Origin of the sequence: Bifidobacterium choerinum (assembly GCF_000741135.1) — a bacterium.
In the GTDB taxonomy this organism is placed as follows: domain Bacteria; phylum Actinomycetota; class Actinomycetes; order Actinomycetales; family Bifidobacteriaceae; genus Bifidobacterium; species Bifidobacterium choerinum.
In genome coordinates this window covers 84,141-106,984 of record NZ_JGYU01000007.1, presented here as the reverse complement: position 1 = coordinate 106,984, position 22,844 = coordinate 84,141, and the positions used below count along the sequence as shown (strand labels likewise).

17 protein-coding genes are annotated in these 22,844 nt (G+C 62.1%); 5 read left to right on the top strand and 12 right to left on the bottom strand.

All coding sequences use genetic code 11. The features are described 5' to 3' along the window. Positions 1–227: 227 nt before the first annotated feature. From BCHO_RS06045 to BCHO_RS06035, 3 genes are all read right to left on the bottom strand, one after another. Positions 228–1,142 carry a capsular polysaccharide synthesis protein gene (locus tag BCHO_RS06045; RefSeq protein WP_051354892.1) on the bottom strand — a complete coding sequence of 305 codons (915 nt, stop codon included), beginning with the start codon at positions 1,140–1,142 and terminating at the stop codon, positions 228–230. A 100-nt stretch (positions 1,143–1,242) separates the two neighbouring features. Then, positions 1,243–2,487: a nucleotide sugar dehydrogenase gene (locus BCHO_RS06040; RefSeq protein ID WP_024541154.1), complete on the bottom strand. Its 1,245-nt coding sequence runs from the start codon at positions 2,485–2,487 to the stop codon at positions 1,243–1,245. A gap of 56 nt (positions 2,488–2,543) precedes the next feature. Next, positions 2,544–4,079, bottom strand: coding sequence for a sugar transferase (locus BCHO_RS06035; protein WP_024541155.1), 1,536 nt, complete (start codon positions 4,077–4,079; stop codon positions 2,544–2,546). A gap of 359 nt (positions 4,080–4,438) precedes the next feature. Here BCHO_RS06035 and BCHO_RS06030 point away from each other — a divergent pair, with 359 nt between their 5' ends. After that, the gene (locus BCHO_RS06030) at positions 4,439–4,939 is read left to right on the top strand and encodes a hypothetical protein (RefSeq protein WP_024541156.1); all 501 of its coding nucleotides are present in this window, start codon (positions 4,439–4,441) and stop codon (positions 4,937–4,939) included. Positions 4,940–4,985: 46 nt separating this feature from the next. Then, entirely contained in the window at positions 4,986–6,671 is a 1,686-nt protein-coding gene (locus BCHO_RS06025) for an MDR family MFS transporter (protein ID WP_024541157.1), read from the top strand. 9 nt (positions 6,672–6,680) lie between these two features. Here BCHO_RS06025 and BCHO_RS06020 read toward each other — a convergent pair whose 3' ends face one another. The 5 genes from BCHO_RS06020 to BCHO_RS06000 form a co-directional block, all read right to left on the bottom strand. Beyond that, the gene (locus BCHO_RS06020; protein ID WP_024541158.1) at positions 6,681–8,033 is read right to left on the bottom strand and encodes an Nramp family divalent metal transporter; all 1,353 of its coding nucleotides are present in this window, start codon (positions 8,031–8,033) and stop codon (positions 6,681–6,683) included. Positions 8,034–8,124: 91 nt separating this feature from the next. Continuing rightward, positions 8,125–8,871 (bottom strand): HNH endonuclease family protein, encoded by a 747-nt coding sequence (locus BCHO_RS06015; protein ID WP_024541159.1) that lies wholly within the window; start codon positions 8,869–8,871, stop codon positions 8,125–8,127. Positions 8,872–8,920: 49 nt separating this feature from the next. Further along, positions 8,921–10,033, bottom strand: coding sequence for a LacI family DNA-binding transcriptional regulator (locus BCHO_RS06010; RefSeq protein WP_024541160.1), 1,113 nt, complete (start codon positions 10,031–10,033; stop codon positions 8,921–8,923). Continuing rightward, entirely contained in the window at positions 10,033–11,430 is a 1,398-nt protein-coding gene (locus tag BCHO_RS06005) for a Maf family protein (RefSeq protein ID WP_024541161.1), read from the bottom strand. The genes BCHO_RS06010 and BCHO_RS06005 overlap by 1 nt, the downstream gene beginning before the upstream one ends. Positions 11,431–11,707: 277 nt before the next feature. Then, positions 11,708–12,601 carry a hypothetical protein gene (locus tag BCHO_RS06000; RefSeq protein WP_024541162.1) on the bottom strand — a complete coding sequence of 298 codons (894 nt, stop codon included), beginning with the start codon at positions 12,599–12,601 and terminating at the stop codon, positions 11,708–11,710. Between the two features lie 677 nt (positions 12,602–13,278). Between BCHO_RS06000 and pdxS the strand changes: the two genes are divergently transcribed. Both pdxS and pdxT read left to right on the top strand, forming a co-directional pair. Further along, entirely contained in the window at positions 13,279–14,154 is an 876-nt protein-coding gene (pdxS, locus tag BCHO_RS05995; protein WP_024541163.1) for a pyridoxal 5'-phosphate synthase lyase subunit PdxS, read from the top strand. Between the two features lie 12 nt (positions 14,155–14,166). After that, on the top strand, positions 14,167–14,817 hold the full coding sequence (gene pdxT, locus BCHO_RS05990; RefSeq protein ID WP_024541164.1) for a pyridoxal 5'-phosphate synthase glutaminase subunit PdxT: 651 nt from the start codon (positions 14,167–14,169) through the stop codon (positions 14,815–14,817). An 85-nt stretch (positions 14,818–14,902) separates the two neighbouring features. Here the strand turns inward: pdxT and BCHO_RS05985 are convergent, their stop codons facing one another. Continuing rightward, positions 14,903–18,523 (bottom strand): thiol reductant ABC exporter subunit CydD/CydC, encoded by a 3,621-nt coding sequence (locus tag BCHO_RS05985; RefSeq protein ID WP_024541165.1) that lies wholly within the window; start codon positions 18,521–18,523, stop codon positions 14,903–14,905. Between the two features lie 259 nt (positions 18,524–18,782). Here BCHO_RS05985 and BCHO_RS05980 point away from each other — a divergent pair, with 259 nt between their 5' ends. Beyond that, entirely contained in the window at positions 18,783–20,603 is a 1,821-nt protein-coding gene (locus BCHO_RS05980; RefSeq protein WP_024541166.1) for an AMP-dependent synthetase/ligase, read from the top strand. 40 nt (positions 20,604–20,643) lie between these two features. On the opposite strand, the gene BCHO_RS05975 is transcribed toward BCHO_RS05980, so the two are convergent. The 3 genes from BCHO_RS05975 to BCHO_RS09075 form a co-directional block, all read right to left on the bottom strand. After that, positions 20,644–21,021: a hypothetical protein gene (locus BCHO_RS05975; RefSeq protein ID WP_024541167.1), complete on the bottom strand. Its 378-nt coding sequence runs from the start codon at positions 21,019–21,021 to the stop codon at positions 20,644–20,646. A 375-nt stretch (positions 21,022–21,396) separates the two neighbouring features. Beyond that, complete coding sequence (locus tag BCHO_RS05970; protein ID WP_024541168.1) at positions 21,397–21,816, bottom strand: hypothetical protein; 420 nt, start codon at positions 21,814–21,816, stop codon at positions 21,397–21,399. Continuing rightward, positions 21,813–22,823 carry a glycosyltransferase family 2 protein gene (locus tag BCHO_RS09075; RefSeq protein ID WP_160271592.1) on the bottom strand — a complete coding sequence of 337 codons (1,011 nt, stop codon included), beginning with the start codon at positions 22,821–22,823 and terminating at the stop codon, positions 21,813–21,815. Before BCHO_RS09075 ends, BCHO_RS05970 begins: the two co-directional genes overlap by 4 nt. Between the last annotated feature and the right edge of the window lie 21 nt (positions 22,824–22,844).

Genomic DNA, 22,844 nt, shown 5'->3' with positions numbered 1-22,844 from the left:
ACTTCTGCGCGCACCGATTGCGTATTCGTCCTGTACGTCACCAGTGTAATCAACGCACGGTATGCAGCCTGCGTATCGCCATGAGCATGGCGGCGAGCCTTTCAGGCGATGATTACGAGTGGCCATCGTAGCACACGAAGCTCGAATGCCTCCATGCCGGCGGCTTCGTCGGCATATCCTTGGCATATTGTGGGCACATCGTCAGCACATGGGAAGCGCCGTATCGTTCACAGCGTGCCGTCGAGTACCGCGCCGTACACGGTATGCGCGGCGGGAATCCGCTGCACGTTCTTATAGGAGAGCTTGTACGCATAGGTGTCGGCCGGCAGGTCCACGCTCGCATCGGCGAGCTTGCCCGCAAGATATAGTCGATGCAGGTTGTTGACCGGCTCCGCGTCGATCATCGCGCGCACCTGTGGGATATGCGTATACGCGGCGGAGAGCATCACGTCGATCATGAAATAGTCGGGGATGTGGTCGGTCAGCCCATACAGCGCGACGAAGGCCTGCAGCATATAGGAGAACAATGGATTCCCCTGCTTGCCTCCCATGAAGTAGCCGGTCCAGTTGCGCGTGGGCGCGTTCTGATGGTTCGGAATCGAATAGAACGTGTATCGCCTGACGTCGTCGGACAGGTCGGCGGTCAGATACATCGTCGCGTCCATCCACATGCCGCCATGCTCCTTCAACACGGCGAAACGGACGATGTCGGACAAGGTCGTGATCGTGATCTTGCCGTCGTGCACCTTGCGCATGATCGACGGATCCAGCGACGCGTACTGCTCGACCGTGTCCTTCGTGATGAGGCGGACCTCGCGCCCGCTGGCGTGACGCTTGATGCTGTCAATGCAGGCGCGGACGATCGGGGGCTCGGAGCCGTCCAGACCCTGCCACCACATGACCCATATGGGTCCGTCATTGGTCGCGGGCAGTGTGGCGATCGCGTCGGCATCGAAGGGGATGTCCTCCATGAAGCGGTTCCATGACGCCTCGACGAGCTTTTCATAATATGCCCCGATATTACGATGCGCCAGATGATGCAGCAGGCTCGTCATCCCCATCCGCGGCCCGAACAGGCGGGTCGCGCTGCACACGTACTGCAGCTTCGTGCGGATCTTCCCCATCGTCGACGACCATCCCATCGCGTTCCCTCGAATTACGTTTACATTCCAACAGCAAGATGCAAGATGGATGGACGCCACGCGTTGACCAACACTCGACGTCCATCAGCTGAATCACAGCTCAATCGCGCTTGAACAGGTCTCGCGTATAGACCTTGTCCGTCACATCGTTGAGTTCGTCGTTCCAACGATTGGCGACGATGATCGTCGCTGCGTCCTTGAACGCGTCGAGATCATGCGTGACCGGGCTGCCGAAGAACTCCTCGTCTTCCAATGTCGGCTCATAGACGACGACCGGGACGCCCTTCGCCTTGATGCGCTTCATGATGCCCTGGATGCTCGACTGGCGGAAGTTGTCCGAGCCGGACTTCATCGTCAGGCGGTAGATGCCGACGGTCGGCTTCTCGGCTCCTTCGATCTTCGACAGGATCTGCTCGGCGATGAAGTCCTTGCGCGTGCCATTGGACGCGACGATCGCCTCGATGAGGTTCTGCGGCACGTCCGCGTAGTTCGCGAGCAGCTGCTTCGAATCCTTCGGCAGGCAGTAGCCGCCGTAGCCGAAGGACGGGTTGTTGTAGTGGCCGCCGATGCGCGGATCGAGGCAGACGCCGCGGATGATCTCGGCCGTGTTGAGGCCGCGGGACTCGGCATAGGTGTCGAGCTCGTTGAAGTAGGCGACGCGCAGCGCCAGGAAGGTGTTGGCGAACAGTTTGATCGCTTCGGCCTCGGTCGTGCCGCAGACGAGTTCAGGAATACCAGTCGTGCCGTCGGCGTTCACGCGCTCATGTTCCTCCGGCGCCGCACCCTGCGCGAGCAGGTTCGCGAAGACGTGCGCCGCCTCGACGGCCTGCGGATCGTCCATCGGCGCACCGACGACGATGCGCGACGGGTGCAGGTTGTCGTACAGCGCATGGCCTTCGCGCAGGAACTCCGGCGAGAAGATGATCTTCTCGTCGCCGGTCCTCTCGCGCAGCTGCGCCGTGTATCCGACCGGGATCGTCGACTTGATGACGATCCAGCAGTCCGGATCGTATTCGCGGATGGCCTTGATCGCGGCCTCGACGCTCGACGTGTCGAAGTAGTTCTTCTTCGGGTCGTAGTTCGTCGGCGTCGCGACGACCGCGTAGTCGGCGCCGGTGTAGGCCACGGCCGGATCGGTCGTCGCCTGGAAGTCGAGTGCCATCGTGCCGTCGCGCTTGCCGTCGAGGAAGCGCGTGATCTCCACGTCCACGATCGGGCTCGTGCACCGGTTGAGCATCTCGACCTTCTCCGGCACGATATCCAACGCATGCACCTCGTTGTGCTGCGCGAGCAGCAACGCCACGGACAGACCCACATAACCGGTTCCAGCGACGGCAATCTTCATCACGTTCTCGATTCTTCTAGTTTCGGTTGGTTTGGCTGATTGGTTGAATGCTGTGCTCAGTACGCGCCGTGCGGGTGCACGACGATGCCGATCGTGCGCAGGATGTAGACGACGTCGCCGAGGACGCTCCAGTCCTGCACATAGCTCACATCGAGCTGGCGGCTTTCCTCCTCGTTCAGGTCGTTGCGGCCCGAGACCTGCCAAGGCCCGGTGATGCCCGGCTTGACAAGCAGGCGCGTCGCGTAGACCTGATCGTATTCCTCGACTTCGAAGTCGCGCTGCGGACGCGGTCCGACGACGCTCATCGAACCGGTGAACACGTCGAAGAACTGCGGCAGCTCGTCGAGGCTCGTCTTGCGGATGAAATTGCCGACCTTCGTGATGCGCGGATCGTGCTTGAGCTTGTAGCGCGCGCCCATCTCCTGTCCGTTCGCCTCGAGCACCTCCTTGAGGTGCTTGTCGGCGTCGACGCGCATCGAACGGAACTTATGGATGTAGAACGGTTTGCCATGCAGGCCGATGCGTTCCTGCTTGTAGAAGACCGGGCCGCCGTCCTCGAGCTTGATCGCCAATGCGACGATGAGCATGATCGGCGACGACAGGATGATCGCGATCGACGAGACGACCAGATCGAAGATGCGCTTCTTGATGCGCGACGCCGGCGAATACTGCGGCAGACTGATCGTCATGATGCTCATGCCCTGGATGTTGCGCATCTGCGTCGCATGTTCGGCGATGTCGAGCGCCGACGTGATCAGCGCGATCTCCAGGTTGAGCGCCTCCATCTGCACGGCGAAGGTGCTCAGGTTGTCGGAGAAGCGGTCGAGCACGTCGGTGACCATGACGGTCTGCGCGCCGGTCTGCGCGATACGCGCGGCGAGGTCGTCGCCGTAGGTGATCGGCTGGATGAAGTCGCCCCACGACTCCTCCACCTCGGCCTTGAGGAGGTTGCGGTCCGGATCGGCTTCGATGAGACCGGTGGCCGGGTTCACGCGGATCGGGCAGACGCGCACCGGCTTGTAGTTGAGCTGCTTGCGCTGGTTGAGGAACTTGAGGATCTGGCCGATTCCCTCCGGCGAGCCGACGATGACGGTCGGATAGGCGTATTCGCCTTTGCGGTGGCGCACCGTCAGGAACATCCTCGCGATCATGCGCACGATCATCTCGACGACCCAGACGCACAGGCAGGTCACGGTGACGTCAGCCAATGAGATGTTCGTCTGCATGATGTAGTTGACGGCGCAGATGCTGATCCAGCTGATGCAGGTCGCTTTGAACAACAGGACGTTGAGCTGGTAGCCGTCGGCGAACACATGGCGGTGGTAGACGCCGGCGACGCGCGCGCAGAACACCCAGATGATCGCGCACACTGCCGCATACAGATACGGGTTGATCGTGACGTTCCACTGCAGACGGGTCGTGAAGACGCGCATCTCCTTGTACATCGCCATGACGCCCAGATTCACGCAGAAGAACACCAGCGCGTCGAACGCCATGAGCGCAAGGTTCATGACGAATCGCCACTGCAGCACCTTGGCGGATTGACGATCGACCTGCTGTGCCAGCTGCGCGTCGCGCTGCGTTCCGCTCATCGCTCTCCCTCTGATGAATCCGACATTGCCATCCGATGCGTAAAACGGCGTCGCATCACCGCGCGGATCGTCCGATCTGCGCGCATACGAACATTCATCATAACGCGGACCATGTTCAGCGATGGCGTGTTCCACACAGCATCTCCACGGTCGCCCCGCCCCGCCGCCGTTTCTCGAATAGTGAATAAGGGAGTGCCCTCTGTCTAATATTGAGACAAGGTATCTCAACTACGCCGCACATCCGGCGGCATCCATGCGTCCACGAGCACCCATGAGCGTCCGCGCACCGTGCGCCTTCATCAGCCCCGTGCCCATACGTCCCACGCATGGCGGCGGATGTCGATTCGAAGGAGGCCACTATGGCAGCACAGACGGAGCATGTCGAGGATGGGGACGACGTGATCGAGGAGACGACGGTCGTCACTCCGAGCGAGGAGGACGACATCCAGACCGGCGAGATCGATGCCGTGACCACGCAGGACGAGGTCGACGACGACATCGAGGACGACGAGCTCCATCAGTTCGAACGCCGCATCGACGAGATCCTCGCCACCGGCGAACTCGACGAGACGCTGCGCGTCATCGATGAGAAGGGCGTCGCGCAGGTGCTGCCGGTGCTCGACACGGAGCCGATCTCGCACCTGCTCGAGGGCATCGAGGAAATCGGCGGCCGCGCGAACGTCTTCGTACGCACCGCTGACGGCATCGCCGTGCTCAACGTCGCCGAATACAGCCCGCAGCATCAGGACGATGCGCTGTCGGCCGACGACACCCCCACCGGTGAGACCCCGGTCGTCGACGACATCACGGCCTCGACGACGATCACGACCATCGAAGACGACACCACCGCAGAAGACTGAGCAAACCGCGGCGCGAGCGCCGCATCCGACGAGAACCCAGGAACGCATGGCAGCACACGGACAACAGGAGCACCCACAGCACGAACAACCCGGCGACGGAGGAGGCGCACCGGCCATCCGCCCCGGACGTCCGTACACGCGCGAGGTGCACCACGAACCGGAACCGGATACGGCCGCGCACCGCGGGATCGCCGGTCTGTCCGCCGTCCTCACCCGCGAACACGCGTACCGGGGCGGCCATCTGACGCGTCCGGCGTTCGTCTCGCTCGCGATCCTGACCTTCATCACGTTCGTCGGCAACTTCACGCAGCTGCAGCTGAGCGCTGCGTTGCCAACGCTCGTCGACGACTTCGGCATCTCGGTGACGCTCGGCCAATGGATGACGTCGATCTTCCAGCTGACGATGGGCGTCATGGTGCCATTGACCGCGTATCTGACGCGGCGCTTCTCCACACGGCAGATCGTCATCACGTCGATGGTCGTGTTCACGGTCGGCTCGGTGCTCGCGTGGCTGAGCCCGTCCTTCCCGCTCGCGTTGTTCGGCCGTTTCCTCGAAGCGGCCGGCACCGGCGTCATGTGGCCGGTGCTGCAGATCACCGTCTTCTCGATCTTTCCGCTCGACCGGCGCGGCATGGCGATGGGTGTCGTCGGCATGGCGATGGCTGTGGCCCCGGCGGTCGGCCCGACGCTCGGTGGCCTGCAGACCGATATGAACGGCTGGCGTTCGATCTTCCTGACGCTCACCGTCATCGGCTGCATCTCGGTGCTGCTCGCCGTGTTCGGCCTGCATGACTTCGGCGAATCGGACAGGACGGCGCACGCGGACTTCTTCTCGGTGGGACTGTCGATCATTGGCTTCGGCGGTCTCATGTTCGGTTTCACGAACATTCAGGCCTATCCGCTTACGGCCCCGGTCGTCTGGCTGCCGATGGTCATCGGCGTCGCCGGCATCATCTGGTTCGTACTGCGGCAGATCCACAGCGAGAAGCGCTTCAAGGCGGGCAAGACGGGCCGTCCGGCGCTGCTCGACCTGTCGGTGCTGCGCAACGTGCATTTCTCGATCGGCACGCTCATCGCGTCGCTGAGCTTCTTCGCGTTCAGCTCGCTCGTCGTGCTCATTCCGCTGTACATCCAGAACTGCCGCGGCTATACGGCCACAATCAGCGGCCTCGTCATGCTGCCGGGCGCCATCGCGCAGGCGATCGCCCAGTTCTTCGGCGGCCGCGCGCTCGACCGTTTCGGCGCGCGTCCGGTCGCGATGGTCGGCACGATGCTGCTGTTTCTCGGCACCGCGATGATGAGCATGATCGGCATGCACACCTGGATCTGGTACATCTCGATCTGTCAGTTCATCCGGCAGATCGGCATGGGCTTCGTCATGATGCCGGTCACCACCTGGTCGCTCAACTGCCTCAAGCCTTCCGAAGTCTCCGCGGGTTCCGCCGTGACGAACACGGTGCGGCAGATCGCCGGCGCGATCGGCTCGCCGGTCATGATCCTGACGATGTATTCAATCGCCGCCGCACAGCTGTCCGCAGGCCGTTCCGAAATCGCATCGAACATCATCGGCATCGAATGGGCGCTGCGCATCAGCGCGATCATCAACTTCGTCATGATCCTGCTCGTCGTCTTCGGCGTCAAGGGCGAGGATGCCGGCTCCACCCGCGAAGCGGTGCGCCGGGCACTGCACCATGAGCAGGACGGCAAAGCCGCTGCAGCCTCTGCGAAGTAGCACGGCTCGCTACGCCTTGCCCATCGCCGTGAGCACGATGAGCACCAGGTTGAGCAGCACGATCACGGCGCATACGGCGAGGCAGATGATGTGCTTCACCGTGCCGTCGGCGTATTTGCCCATGATCTCGCGGTCATGGGTGTAGCGCATCAGCGGGATGAGCGCGAAGGGGATGCCGATCGAAAGCACCACCTGTCCGATGATCAGCGCCTCGGTCGGATTGTTCGCGAAGGCGAGCACGACGAGTGCCGGCACGAGCGTCACGATGCGGCACGCCCACATCGGCACCTTCACCCGTAGCAGCCCCTTCATGATCTCCGAGCCGGCGTAGGTGCCGACCGACGTGGAGGACAGCGAGGACGCGAGCAGCCCGATCGAGAAGATCGTGCCGATGGCCGGGCCGAGCATCTGCGTGATCGCATGCTGCGCGCCTTCGATCGTGTCGGTGCCATCCATCCCGTACAGCGAATTCGCCGCAATGACGAGCAGCGCGATGTTCACGGTGCCGGCGATCGCGAGCGCCCAGACGACATCGATGCGGCTGCCGTGCATCATCTCGGGCACGCTCGGCCGGTCGATGCCTTTGCCGAAGTGGTCGTTGACGAGTGTCGAATGCAGATAGATCGCGTGCGGCATGACCGTCGCACCGAGCATCGATGCGGCCATCAGCACCGAGGAGCCGTCCGAGAAGCGCGGCACGAGCCCTTCGGCCACCGCGAGCGGGTTCGGCGGGTCCATGAACAACCCTGCGATGAAACCGAAGGTGATGACGAGCAGCAGTCCGATGACGAGCCGCTCGAAGATCTTATGCGTCTCACCGCCTTGGAAGAGCAGCAGCAATGTGGAGACGGCGCCGATGATGCACCCGCCGAGCAGCATCGGTATGCCGAACAGCAGGTTGAGCGCGATCGCGCCGCCGATCACTTCGGCCAGATCGGTGGCGATCGCGATCACTTCGGCCTGCATGAAGAACAGAAAACGCCCGGTCGTCCCCATGCGCTCGCCGAGGATCTGCGGCAGGCTTTTGCCGGTCACGACGCCGAGCTTCGCCGCTTGGTATTGGATGAGCACGCTCATGCAGTTCGCCACGACGAGCACCCAGACGAGCATATAGCCGTATTTCGCACCGGAGGTGAGGTTCGCGGCGACGTTGCCGGGGTCGACGTAGGCGACCGCCGCGACGAACGCCGGTCCGAGCATGCTGGCGAGCGCATGCGTCGCCTTCTCCGGCCTGCCTTCGTCCTTGCGTGCGATGGCGATGTCCTGTGCGGCCTCCGCGTCGAGTTCGAGCGTATCGATGTCCACCGGCTCCTGAACGCCATCCGCCGTGCCATCCGGTTTCGTTTCGCTTCGCCGTGCCATCACCGCTCCTCGTCGCCTCGTCCTATCAAGCAGTCCTAGAGGACCAACATAACGAATCGGCGTCTGTTCGCGGCTCGCTCAATCGTCGTCGTCATTCCTCGGGCACCGCCTGCCCGGGGCAGCTGTGCAGCACGCCAAGCATCGCGCGTTTCTCCTGTGTGGTGACCGTCAGCCCGTATTTGTCCTTGACGCCGATCTGCCGTGCGACGTACTCGCAGCGGTATCCGCTGTTCTCCGGTAGCCAGTAGGCGGCGGACGCCGAGGATTTCTCCTGGTTCGCCGCACCGTCCACGGCGATGAGGTTGTACATATCGTTGCCGAACTCGTAGCGTTTCTTCGCGCTCCATGCGTTCGCTCCCGACTGCCATGCATTCTGCAACGCCACGACGTGGTCGATCTGCACGGCCGCGCTCGTGTTTCGGCCGCGCTGGAAACGGATTTCGTCGCCGGTGTATGGGTCTTCGAGGACGCCCGACTGGACCTTGCAGCTGCCGCGCTGCGTGTAGCGCACGTCGTCGAGGTCGCGGCCCAGCACGTCGTCGCGCACGTCACAGCCGTTGCCGTCGACGTCGGTCTGCCGGTAGCCGAATTTCTCGCGGTCGTAGCCGCGCGACGACGGATGGTCGTCGACGGCGAGCGAGTCGAGCGTCTGCGCAGCCGTACCCGTCGCACGGTATCTGCCGGTCATCTCGGCGAGCTTCGGGCTGACGCGGGGCAATACAAGGCCGATCGTCACACCGATGACGATGAGGATGACGAGCAGGATGAGCATACGTTCGAACAGGCCGGCGCCGTTGAGGTACTTGCGGCCGAAATGCTGGGAGCGTCTGCGTGTCATGCCATTACGTCTACGCGTTCCCGTCCGCGAACGCAAATCGCCGGCCCCGTCATCGCCGCGCGGCCGCGCGCACCGACTGCCGCACGATCAGATCGGCCGGCGCGAGCCCGACGCCGTGTCTGGAGATCGCGTACCCCGGCTCGTCGCGTTCGCCGAGCAGATACAGGATCTCCTTCATCGCCATCGTGCCCAGATCGTCGAAGTCCGGCCGCACCGTCGTCAACGGCGGGTAGAGGTTGTCCACGCCGGGCATGTCGTCGAAGCCGGTCACGCTCACGTCGTGCGGCACGCGCAGGCCATGCTCGTACAACGCGCGCATGACGCCGATCGCCATCACGTCGTTCGAGCATACGACGCAGGTAGGCAAGCGTCCGCCGTTCGAGCCGATGTTGTCGAGGATGTGGTTCATCCGCCGGTACGCCGCAGCCGACTCCCATGCCCCGCACTGCACGGTGATCGAGTTGACGGCGCGGGCGACGCACAGCTTGTTCCATGCGGCGAGCCGAGTCGCCGCGTCGCGCCAGTCGGTGTCGCCGGCGAAGAACAGCACGTTGCGGTGCCCGTAGTTGCGGATGAGCTCGATCACCGACGCCATGCCGCCCCATTGGTCGACGCCGGCGATCGAGATGCGCCGCCGTTCGCGCACGCCCGGCAGCCGCAATCCCTCCTGGACGCTGACCGCGCCGTGCGTCGACGTGACGATGACGCGCGGCTGGCGCACGCGGGCTCGGCATGCCGCCTCGAACATGCCATCGGTCGGCGTGAGCATCAGGAAAGCGTCGACGTCCTGCTGTTCGAAACCGGCGCACAGTTCGTCGAACTCCCGCTGCGTGCATGCGGCCTCGTGCACGAGCGCGACCGAGATGAATATGCCGTGGGCGCGAGCGACCGTTTCGATCGCCGACATCGCCCTGACGGCGCCGTAGAAGCGCTGACCCCCTGCGATGAGCCCGATCGTGCGCGAACGGTGGGAGGCGAGGGCGCGTGCCGAATTGCTTGGCCGGTAGCCGAGTTCGGCGATGGCGGCGTTGACTTTCGCGCGCGTCGCATCGGCGACGTTCGGCGAGTCGTTGATGACGCGCGAGACCGTCTGATGGCTCACGCCGGCGAGTTGCGCCACGTCGAAGATCGACGGACGCCTCGCCCGTGCGCGCGCGGCCATCAGCGTCCTTGGTATTCGATGGCGAGCGCGTCGAGCCGTACACGGAAGCGCGGCCAGTCGGTGCGCATCGCCGTGAGCAGCCTGTGGTCGGGCACCTCGTCGATCGGCACCCATTCGATCTCCATACTCTCATCGTCGTTCGCCTTCGGATGCACGGTGTGTCCCGGCTTTTCGAACGCGAAGACCGTCGTGTAGGACCACGGGCCGTGGTCCTCGCAGTAGGAGCCGACGACCTCGATGTCCTCAGGCGTGATGTTCGCCTCCTCGTTGGCTTCGCGCAACGCGCCCTCCAACGTCGATTCGCCGTCGGCGATCGCGCCGCCCGGGATGCCCCAGGTGCCGCCCTCCGCGCTCCATTCGGCGCGGTGCTGCATGACGATGTGCGTGACGTTGCCGGTTTTCTCGTCGCGGCGAGCGAGCAGCACGCCGGCGGCGCCGTTGAGTCCCCAATGCCTGCGGCCGCATGCGCATTCGACCCAGCCGTCGCCCGGTTGGCGCACGTTTGTCTTCGGCGCCTTCGCCGAGGATTCCTGGAATCGCTCGTCTCGTGTCACGTTCCACAAATCGGTCCATTCGACGCCCATGCGTTCGACGAGTTCGCGCGCCAACGGCAGACTCAGTCCGATGATGCCGCTCGGCGCGCCGGTGATCGAATCGATGAACGCGCCGCCGAGACCGTCCAGTGTGAAGGAGCCGGCCACTTCGAGCGGCTCGCCAGAGGCGATGTAGCGGTCGATCATCGTTTCGGTGAACTCGCAGAACGCCAGCGTCGCCATGCTCGCCGCGGTTTCGACACGCCCGGTGGCGAAGTCAATCAATGTGTGCCCGGTCCACAGTTCGCCGGTCGCGCCGCTCATCGCCCGCAGGCGTTCGCGCGCGACGGCTTCGGTGTGCGGCTTGCCGTACGCGTGGCCGTCGAGCAGGAACATCGAGTCGCAGCCGAGGATAAGCGGACCGACCTTGCGGTCGGCGAGACCGCCGGTCGTATCGATCGGTTCACATTCGGTCGGGATGTCGACGCCGGAGAAATCGCGCGTCTGCGCCGACGCGATGGCTTCGGCCGTGTATTCGGCGGCCGGCGACCCCGCGTCGGTCACCATCTGCTCCGCGGCCACTTCGAGCGGACGGCCGATGACGCGTTCGCCGGTGGCCTCCGAGGCTGTGCGCACGACGTTGCGGTAGATCTCATAGACGGCCATCGCCTTCGCACGGGACAACGTGCACACTTTGTCGGCGATCGGCAGCTCGTCCACGCTCACGCCCTGCTCCCGCGCCCTGCGCTCAAGCACGGCGTCCTCGTCGACATGCGACACGCGGATCGTCGGACAGATGCCGGCGTTGAACAGCACATCGCGGCGCGGCTGGGACTTGGAAGCGAGAATCAACGGAATGCTCATGCAGTCCACCTTACTGCACTACCCATATTGGAGCTCCCTCTCCCCACGCATAACTCAATATTTCAGCGATACTCTCGCGACGTGCAACGAGCCCACTCCCCTACTCTCACCAATCCAAGAACTCGCGATCAAACATGATGCTTCCTGCGTAGTTCTTTACTCGTTTTGCGCGCTTTTGTGCTATTCCTTCTTGATTTGGACACCTCGACCCATCCCTTCCACTCCCACCCCACACATATCTCAGCATTTCTCCCAAAATACTGAGATATGCGCCTTCTCACACACCTTTCCGTCCCGCGCGCCGCGGATCTGCAATCCGCGCATAGGTCAACCTAGTGATCTGCGGCTGGCCGCCGGTCTGTCTCGCAATCACGCACATGATACGCATCGCGAGCCGATCCAGCGCTTCCTCGGAATTCAAATCATCCTGCGTCACCTCGAACACCCGCCAGCCTAACGCGGCCAACGCGCCGAGCTTGTCGCGGTCACGCCGGTACTGCCTGTAGTCCGAACGATGCTGATCCCCTTGGTATTCCAGCCCAATGCGATACCGCTCGAGCGCAAGCCGACACCGATGCTTGCCGTGGAAAAGCTGCGCCTCCACGAACGCGCGCAGCTCGTCGAGCGTCGCCAACCCGTAGCGTTCCATCGATTCAGCAATCTGGATGAGCTGCAGCATCGTCGCGTCCATCGCGACTGACGCCCACGCGGCCGCAGGTTTCAGGCAGCATATGCCGTTCGCGAGCAGCTGCACGCAGTCATCGGCCAACCCGTTCCACACATGCATGCGCACACCCGGCAACGTGCGTCGTTCGCCTGCCGTGCGAACGATGACGTGCAGCACATCCGCGTTCGTCCGCCGTTTCGATTGCCTTCCTGGTTTGCACGGCACTGCATTGTCCCACGCATTGCCCGGACCCGCCAGATCTTCTGGCGTCTCCACGCCGAGCAATCTCAACGCCGTCGATTTGCAATATGCGTATGGAAGATCGGCCTCCTTGCAGCGGCGCATCATCTGCGACGTGCGCTCCCGCAGATTGGCGCGCAGCATCGGATACGAACGCCGTCCTCCGTATCCGCGCTGCACGAGACCTTCATCCATCGGCACAGCGTCCCATGGATACTCATCCTCCGCATATTCATCATTGGCGCCGAATGTAGCGAACCCCATGCCTTCTCCTTCCGTCTGTTTACGCACGGGATACCTGATTCCTCCCGCGAGTTCGCCCACCGTACGCCCTGCCATTCTTCTTCGGCAAGCCAGCTCATGATTCCTGTGGAGATGTGGATTTCCCCTCCGATCTCCGCACCGCCTGTGCACAACATTGTGGATACGCGCATGCATGAAATTACGACGCCACCCTTCAGCGCCCCCGCCGCATCCACCCCCACTCCGCATATCGCCCACCTAACCGCGCTTCGTGTATTCCTCACCCGCCCACTGCCCCGCATAACTCAAGAAAGGTCCTGTATTCTCGATCTATGCGTTCATGCGCCGTCGCGGCATGCATAATGACTCCACCAATACGCACATTTACGAACATGGCACATGTCAACCATACCAATTTCTCACAAAATCAATGATTTTCGATCACTCCCCGTGCGCTCACACCATCCCCCGCTCTCTCCGTGGGTGCATAACTCGATATTTCAGATGAAATATCGAGTTATGCACCCACACACCTGTTCATCTGCCGAACACCACCCCGACCCATTCATGTTCCTGTGCTATCTCTCAAGAGAGGCCGCGCGCCAGCGCACGCCGAAGAGGAGTCCCACGCCGTAGTCCGCGCACATCCGCGCACCTTCGACGGCGTACCATGCATCTACAACCCAAGAAGGTCATCGATGGAAACCACGAGAAACGAACTCAACAAGAACCTCGCACAGATGCTCAAGGGCGGCGTCATCATGGACGTCACGACGCCCGAGCAGGCGCGCATCGCCGAGGACGCCGGCGCATGCGCCGTCATGGCGCTTGAGCGCATCCCGGCCGACATCCGCGCTGCCGGTGGCGTGAGCCGCATGAGCGACCCGGCGATGATCAAGGGCATCCAGGAGGCCGTCTCGATCCCGGTCATGGCGAAGGTCCGCATCGGCCACATCGCCGAGGCGCGCATCCTGCAGGCCATCGAGATCGACTACATCGACGAGTCCGAGGTTCTCTCCCCCGCCGATGACGTCTACCATATCGACAAGAACGAGTTCGCCGTTCCTTTCGTCTGCGGAGCGAAGAACCTCGGCGAAGCGCTGCGCCGCATCGAGGAGGGCGCCTCGATGATCCGCACGAAGGGCGAGCCGGGCACCGGCGACGTCATTCAGGCTGTGCGCCATATGCGCACGATGAACAAGCAGATCCGCGAGCTCGTCTCGCTGCGCGACGACGAGGTCTACGAGTTCGCCAAGCAGCTCGCCGTGCCGTATGAGCTCGCGAAGTTCGTGCATGACAACGGCCGTCTGCCGGTCGTCAACTTCGCCGCCGGCGGCGTCGCGACCCCGGCGGATGCCGCGCTGATGATGGAGCTCGGCGCTGAGGGCGTCTTCGTCGGCTCCGGCATCTTCAAGTCCGGTGACCCGGCGAAGCGCGCCGCCGCGATTGTGCAGGCGACCGCGAACTGGCACGACGCCGACCTGCTCGCCCGCCTGTCCGAGAACCTCGGCGAGGCGATGGTGGGCATCAACGAGGACGAGATCGAAACGATCATGGCCGCCCGCGGCGAGTGACGGGCATCATCCATGGTTGTTGACGTTTCCTACATCTCCAAAGAGCATTCCGACGGCGTCGATGCCGTGGCGCATGGCGTCACCGGCATCCTCGCCGTGCAGGGCGCCTTCGCCGAGCACGCCGCGATGCTCGACCGTCTCGGCGCGCCGTGGAAGCTGCTGCGCGCGGCCGAGGATTTCAACGATTCGATCGACCGCGTCATCCTTCCCGGCGGCGAAAGCACGACGCAGGGCAAGCTGCTACGTTCCACCGGCCTGTTCGACCCGATCGCCGCGCACATCGCGGCCGGCAAGCCGACCTTCGGCACCTGCGCCGGCATGATCCTGCTCGCCGAACGGCTCGACAACGACCCGAACGTCTATTTCGGCGTGCTCGACGCGGCCGTCCGTCGTAACGCGTACGGCCGTCAGCTCGGGTCGTTCGCCACGACCGAGGACGTGCAGACCTTCGCCGCCAATGGCGATCCGAGCGGTGTCATCAGCGATTTCCCGCTTGTGTTCATCCGCGGTCCTTTCGTGGCCGAGGTGGGTCCGAGGGCCCATGTCATGGCGAGCACCGGTGGCAACGCGGTCGCGCTGCAGCAGGGCAACATCCTCGCGACCGCCTTCCATCCCGAGATCACCGACGACACCCGCATCCACGAGTATTTCCTGAGTCTGTGATTTCAAGAACTACGAACGACTGAGGGCGGTTCGCGCATTGTATGAACCGCCCTCAGCGCTTTTCACCGTTCGGTGAGGCACGTCCTCACACCACGCGCACTTCGTCGGCGATCTTCATCGTTGATTCCCGGTGCGAGACGAGCACGACGGCGGCGCCGCTTTCCTCGACCAGACCGTTGATCGACTGCAGGATATAGGCCTCGTTGAGCGAATCGAGGCGACTCGTCGGCTCGTCGAACAGATAGAGCCGCGCATCGCGCAGGAACATCCGCGCCAGACCGATGCGTTGACGCTCACCCTCCGAAAGCCGGCCGCCGAGTTCACCGACCGAAGTCTCGACGCCCTGTGGCAGACTCTCGACGAGCTGCAGCGCCGACGCCTTGCGCAGCGCCTCGCGAATCTCATCATCGTCCGCATCCGGCTTCGCGATGCGCAGGTTGTTCGCGATCGATCCGTCGAACAGATACGTCTCCTGACTCATCATCGTCTGCAGTCTGCGGCGCGTATGCGCATCCACCGACGGCAATGCGTCCCCGGAGAGCGTGATAACGCCCGATTGCGGATCCCAGTACCGCATCAGCAGCTTGAGCATCGTCGACTTGCCGCGCCCGCTCGGCCCTTGCAGACCGAGGATGCCCGAGACCGGCACGTCGAGCGTCACGTCGTCGAGCACCGGCGACGCGGCACTGTCATACGCGAAGGTCACATCGTCCATCCGCATACCGTCGTACTGCGGCGCGAGCGTGCCATGTTCGACGACCGCAGGCGTCTCATCCATCAGCGCGAACAGACGCCGCGCCGACGCGAAGGTCTGCGTCAGACTCGCCGGCAGCGCGCTCAATGCGAGCGTCGGTCCGAACGAACTGACGACGAGCACGAGCGCCGTCACCGCGGACGCCATGTCGGCGTTCGTCGTCAACGCCAGCGCGAGCGTCAGGAACGCCGCGCATGCCGAGACGAGCACGATGATGACGTGGTCGAGTCCACCGTAGGTCGCGTTGCGTGCGCTGAGCTCGACGCGCTGCGCCCACAGCGCACGCGAGCTGCGCTCGATCCGCTTGAGCTGCGCCTCGCCCCGTCCGAAGCGGATGATCTGCTCCAGGCCATGCATGTCGTCGAGCACGATGTCGTCCAATCTGGCCGATTCCTTGCGGATGCGGCCGCCGACGCCGTGCAGAGCCCCGGCGAACAGCTTCGGCACGACGACTCCGATGAACAGATGCGCCACGACGAGCAGCAGCGCGAACCACGGGCTGAGGAACAGCAGCGCGACCGTGTAGATGAGAGTCGTGGAGATTGCGATGACGGTCGGCGAGATCGTATGCGCGAAGAAGATCTCGAGCAGCTCCACGTCGGTCGTGACCATCGAGACGAGGTTGCCCTTGCCTTTGCCGGCGAGCTTCGCCGGCGCGAGCCTGCGCAGCGCCGCGAACATCTTCGCGCGGAACAACGCGAGCAGCCGGAACGCCAGATTGTGGTTCATGTACTGTTCGCAGTAGCGCATCGCGCCGCGAACGAGTGCGCAGACGATCATCAGCGCAAGCGCCCAGCCGGCGCTCATCCCCCATACCGGCTTGTCGAAGGCCGCGAACAGCGCCATCGTACCGAAGACCGGCAGGAAGGTCGCGGCGACGTGGCCGAGTGTGCCGAAGACGCAGGCGACGATCATCAGCGGTCGCAGCGAACCGACCTGACCGAGCAGCCGCGCGACGAGCCGCATCGTCGACATCTCGCGCGGCGTATCCTTCTTTGCCGACTTATCCGACGTTGACATCGACGCGATTGCCGACGAGGCAGGACCGGCGCCCTTCGTGACACGAGTCTGTTCCGTCGGCTGCGCCGCCACGCTTTGCGCATACCGGATTCCCGCGTGTCCTGTGCGCTTGCCGACCCGTTCGACGTCCGTCTGCGCGCGGAACATCGTCGCATACACGCCGTCGGCGGCGATGAGCGCGTCGTGAGCGCCGGTCTCCACACAGCCGCCGTCGGCGAATACGGCGATGTCGTCGGCGGCGACGGCGTCGGCGAGCCTGTGCGTGATGAGCAGCACCGTCTTATGCGCCGCGAGCTTGTGCACCGTCTCCATGATGAGCCGTTCGCTGTCCGCGTCCACCGAACTCGTCGCCTCGTCGAAGATCATGATCGGCGTGTCGCGCAGCAGTGCACGAGCGACGGCGACGCGCTGGCGCTGGCCGCCGGAGAGGTTCGCCGCGTCCTGTCCGATCCGCATGTCCAATCCGTCGGGTTGCGCGTCGATGAAGTCGAGGATGTGGGCGTCCGCGAGCGCGCACCGCAGTTCCTCGTCGGTCGCGTCCGGCTTCGCCATCAGCAGGTTGTCGCGCAGCGTGCCGGCGAACAGATGGCTGCGGGCGCCGACGATCGAGACGGCGCGCATCAGCGCGTCCTCGCTGCAGTCGCGCAGCTCGACCGTCGCGCCGCCGTCGACGAACCGCAGCGAGCCCGTATATCCTTCGAGTTCGCCGGCGACGAGCGCCGCCAATGTCGATTTTCCCGATCCCGATGCGCCGACAATCGCCGTCAGCGAGCGCGCCGCCATCGTCAATGTGACGTCATGCAGCGCCGACTTGGCGGTGTCGTCGCTGCCGTAGGCAAATCCGAGCGCTTCGGCGCGTACGCCGAGATCGGTGTCGGCCGGCAATGTCTGCGTGCCATAGGTCGGCCCGGGTACGTCGAGCAGCGCGAAGATGCGTTTACTGGAGGTCATGCCGTTCATCGCGACATGGAAGTACGAACCGAGCTGGCGCAGCGGCAGGAAGAAGTCGACGGCCATCAGGATGACGAAAAGGACGCCGGACAGGCCGAGCAGCGGATCGGCGAGGCGCGGCTCCGAGCCGAACAGGTCGCCGAAGGCCTGATTGCCGCCGTGCATGAACTGCCAGACGGCCACGAAGATGCCGGCCGCGGCGCCGCCGTAGGCTACGACGTCCATCGCCGTCAGCGAGCGCAGCTGGATCTGCAGCACACGCATCGTCATGACGCGGAACTCCTCGGCCTCGCGGTTCATCTTCTCGGCCGCGCGGCCGTCCGCGTCGAAGGTCTTGAGCGTCTCGAGCCCCTGCAGGTCGTCAAGGAACACGGCGCCCATGTCCGTGTATTTGCCCCAGTATTTGCGGAAGGTCTTCGCCGTGCGCATCGCGATGAGGCCGACGATGATGACGATGAGCGGCGCGCAGACGAGCAATGTGACGGCGGTCGGCATGTTGATCGGCGCGATGACGGCGAACAACGTCAGCGGCGCGAGGATCGCGAAGCCGAGCTGCGGCAGGAACGATTCGAAGAAGCTCTGCACCTGATCGACGCCTTCGCCGGTGAGCTGCACGACGTCCGACGTGCGCGTGTGCTGCGCGTACGACGGGCCGAGCGACAGCATCTTCCTGTACAGCGCCGAGCGCAGGCCGAGCTTGACGCGCTCCGCGGCCAGGGTGCCGAGCTTCGTCGCGAACCTATGCGCGACGAAGCGCACGACGGCGATAACGAGGAACACGACGACCGACGGCCAGAACTCCGTGACGTCCACCGCAAACGCAAGATCGTCGCCGGCGTAGCGGACGAGCGGCGCGACGATGCCGACGACGCTCGCTGCGAGCGCGATGTCCGCGAGCAACCCGATCCACAGGAAGACAATCTTGCCTATGACGAGTTTCCTGACTCCCGGTACGAGCGTGAAAAGCCGCTTGTCGACCATCGTTCCTCCTGAGCTTCGATTGTTCGTTCCTCGGCGCGCGATGCGAGACCATTCGTCAATCTAGCAGCATCGCGCCGCGCTGAACAGAGGCGCTGTGCGACTTTTTCGTGACGCTGGGCACGTTCCGGGCGCCGCAGATCACTTGTCCATTCACACAAAGTGGTTCTCGCGATTCTTGTTTCTTCGTACAATGCCGCGCCACGTGCATGCCGGTTACGATGGCGTAGCTTACGCGAACGTTTTCAGGACAGGACCCTCCATGCTTACCGAATACACGACGCCCGGCGCGGCGCTCACCGTCTCCGATTCCGCAACCGTCTATTCGATGCTCACCGACCGCATCGCCAAGACGGGACCTGACCTTCCACTCGCCGAATACAAAGACAAGACGGGTACATGGACGACGATGACATCCGGCGATTTCAATGCCCGCGTCCGCGCAATCGCGAAGGGGCTGATCCAGTTCGGCATCGCGAAAGGCGACACCGTCACGATCTTCTCGGCGACGCGCATCGAATGGGGACTGTTGGATTTCGCGCTCGCCGCGATTGGTGCCGTGACGGTGCCGATCTACGACACCGATTCCGCCGCGCAGGCGCAGCGCATCCTCAACGACGCCGACGTGAAGCTCGCGGTCGCCGACAATCAGCAGCGTTTCGACGCGCTCGATTCGGTGATCGACGCCTGCCCGACGCTCGAACGCATCCTGATGCTCGACGCGAAGGCGCTCGAGGCGCTCGAAGGCCTCGGCGTCATGATCTCCGATGAGGAGCTCGACGAACGCATCGCCGCTGTACGCGCCGACGATCTGGCGACGATCGTCTACACGTCGGGATCCACCGGCACGCCGAAGGGCGTCGAGCTGACGCATAGGAACTTCACGAGCATCACACGTTCGGCGCAGCAGTGCATGCCGAAGGTCATCGAAGGCGAGGCGCGCCTGCTGCTGTTCCTGCCACTCGCGCACTGCTTCGCGCGCATGATCCAGTATTTCACGATCGCCTCCGACGAAGGCGTCGTCGGTTATCTGGGAGACACGAAGACGCTGCCCAAGGACATGCAGGTCTTCCAGCCGACCTTCGTGCTCGCCGTGCCGCGCGTGTTCGAGAAGGTGTACAACGCGGCGTCGCGCAAGGCCGGCACCGGTTGGAAAGGCCGCATGTTCCTCAAAGCGGCGGATGCGGCGATCGATTGGTCGAGGATGGAGCAGGACGGCGTCAAGCCGATGCTCAGGCAGCGCGCCGAACATGCGAAGTACGAGACGACCGTCTACCGCACGATCCGCTCGGCCTTCGGTCCCCGAATCAAGTATCTCGCGTCGGGCGGCGCGCCGATCAGCGACGACCTGCTGCATTTCTTCAACGGCATCGGCATTCCGATGATCCAGGGCTACGGCATGACCGAAACGGCGGCCCCGTTCGCGTTCACGCGCGTCGAGGACCTCGCGATCGGTTCGGTCGGCCAGCCGGTGCCCGGCTCGTCGGTGCGCATCTCCCCGGACGGCGAGCTCGAAGTGCGCGGGCAGAACGTGTTCCGCGGCTACCACAACCTTCCCGAGAAGACGGCCGAAGCGCTCACCGAAGACGGATGGCTGCGCACCGGCGATCTCGCGCGGATCGACGACGACGGTCACATCACGATCACCGGTCGCGCGAAGGACATCATCATCACGGCCGGCGGCAAGAACGTCTCCCCGATTCCGATGGAACAGCAGATCAGCGCATGCCCGATCGTCGAATACGCCGTCGTCATCGGCGACGGACATCCATTCGTCTCCGCCCTCGTCACGCTCGACCCGGAAGGCGTGGCCAGCTGGCTGCCGACGCAGAAGCTGCCGGCGGACCTGACGATCGACGAGGTCGCCGCGCTGCCGGAAACGGTCGCCGAGATCCAGCGCTACGTCGACCTCGCGAACGCCGACGTCTCACGCGCCGAATCGGTCAGGAAGTTCGCCGTGCTCCCCGTCCAGCTCACCCAGGACAACGGCTGCCTGACACCCTCGCTCAAAGTCGTGCGGCCCAAGGTGAACGAGGCGTTTGCGGAGGTCATCGACAAGGAAGTGTATGCGGGGAAGCGGTGAACGCGCAAGGCGCGGCGTCAATCGTTGCCAGAAGAGTTCATCAGCCTTCTTCAATGGCTGATCCCTTCGAGTGCTTCGCGCTCGATTTTCGGGATAGTCTCGATTCGACACGAGCATATAGCTTCTCGAACCATTTTCCTGCATGCCTGTCGATCGTCATCCTAAAGAGCGTTTGGCGAAGCAGATCCAACGCAAGGCACGCCACAAACACTCCTACGACGATTGCGGCGCCCTGCAAGATCGGATGAGCCGAGGTATATGCCTCTTTCAACGGGAACCATCCCGTCCACATTCGGAAGATTCCCGGCTGGTAATGAATCAGGTACACACCGACTGCAGAAGCCGCCAAATAATTCACGAAGCGATTATGGAACGGATGGCGGTAACAGAGAACGAACAAGCCGAAGCCGATCATCATCGACGGTAGCTTCCAGCCGTCGAAGATGAAGTTCTGTAGTCTAGGTTTCTTGCCAGTGGACTCAAAGAAAACGGTTGCAAATGACCAATAAATAAGTTCTATCAAAAGACCAGAGACTATCAATAGAATAGCTTTTTTCGAAGAGATATTTAGATACCATTTATAGTAAGATAACAAAATAAACCAATATATAAATACAAACACATTATGGGTACTAATATTCAACACAAAAGACGGGAAGGGTACCATAGCAAAAACTCCCCATAGCACAAAGACAGCAATAGCTAATCGTTTATGATTATTATGCCCTATAGACTTAACACCCTCAGATAAGAACGGCAAAAATACCAAGAATAACGCATAACTTGTCGGATATCACCACATACTCGTCAGTAGCGGAAAGACAGTTTTTGGCACAAGCCAGAAAACACTTTCGCGGTACACACCTTCATGCTTTGCCGCAATCAAAACAAGCAGTAAAACAAAACTCCAGAACAAAATCTCACGTTCGAGGAGCCACACTCTCCTCAGACTATCTTTAAGAGAGAGATCACGATCCAACAAAAAATAAATCGATATAGTAAAGAATATGAAATTTCCTACCCATCCTCCACCCATAATGATGAATTGGTAAACAAATTTTGTGAATGATGTTTCCTGATGAAGAAGCCAGCCCATATCCGGATTACTGATAATGTAATGAAAGCCAACAATCATCAGCATTGCATATAAGCGCAACAACTCAACACTCGAGTTACGAATACGCTTCCGAGACGTCATGTCATTCATCATCATGCAGACCCCTTTGCCTTCATCGCAAGATTCGCCATTACATATCCGCATGACACCGCCGTATACATCAGCTTCCCCTTTATCGGATAGTCGGACGTCCACATAAAAGGCACCGCGGAGAGAAGACCCCGGTGAAATCTTTTAAACACAGCCCGACGTTCCCGTTTCGCAATCACGCTGGACGTACAGGCTGACATGCACGCCTGCTGCTTACTACGCAGTAAATCAAATCGGACCAGTGGCTGCAGCTCCGGATACCGACGTTTGATAAGAACAGCCACTGTCTCATGCACATCGACAAAATCACAAAGATCCCGTTCACTTTTGCTGTTTTGCAGACTTCCTTTTCGCGAGACCGTATATGAATAATGAATATTTGGTACATAAGCTACAGTACGCGCATTAGCAATGGCTGTCATGCACGGAACAAAATCCGAACACGTACGCTGCAACGGAAAACGATTGCCCTCAAAGAGCTTCGCAGCAAACGCCTTGGCCCACAATGACCCCAGAACCAAGTCGGATTGCAGAACCAAGGCACATACACTCTCCGGAGTCAATCCTTTAGCCACTTCCGAAGTCCCCGACAAACTCATCGGCACAGTTTTGCCCGGCCGACATTCCCACCAATCTGTAATCAGCACATCAGCCTTCGTATTTACCGTAGCACCACGCAATGCCGCAACATAACCATCACTGATATCATCGTCCGGATCAACAAAGCAAATATACTCACCATGAGCAATATCCAACGCAGCGTTGCGCGCCGCGGCAACACCTTTATTCTCTTGGTGCCTGACGACGAAATGAGGCTGCTGAGCGACAGCATCAAGCAACTCGCCGGAACCATCCGTTGAGCCATCGTCAACGAACAGCACTTCAGCCTGAGTAAGATCCTGCTTCTCCAACGAATCAAACAATCGAGGCAAAAAGTTTCTTACGTTATGAACAGGTACTATAACGCTTATCTTTATATTCGTTGACTGGTGTTCCTCTTCAAACTCATTCACAGCTACTGAATCCTCCTTCAG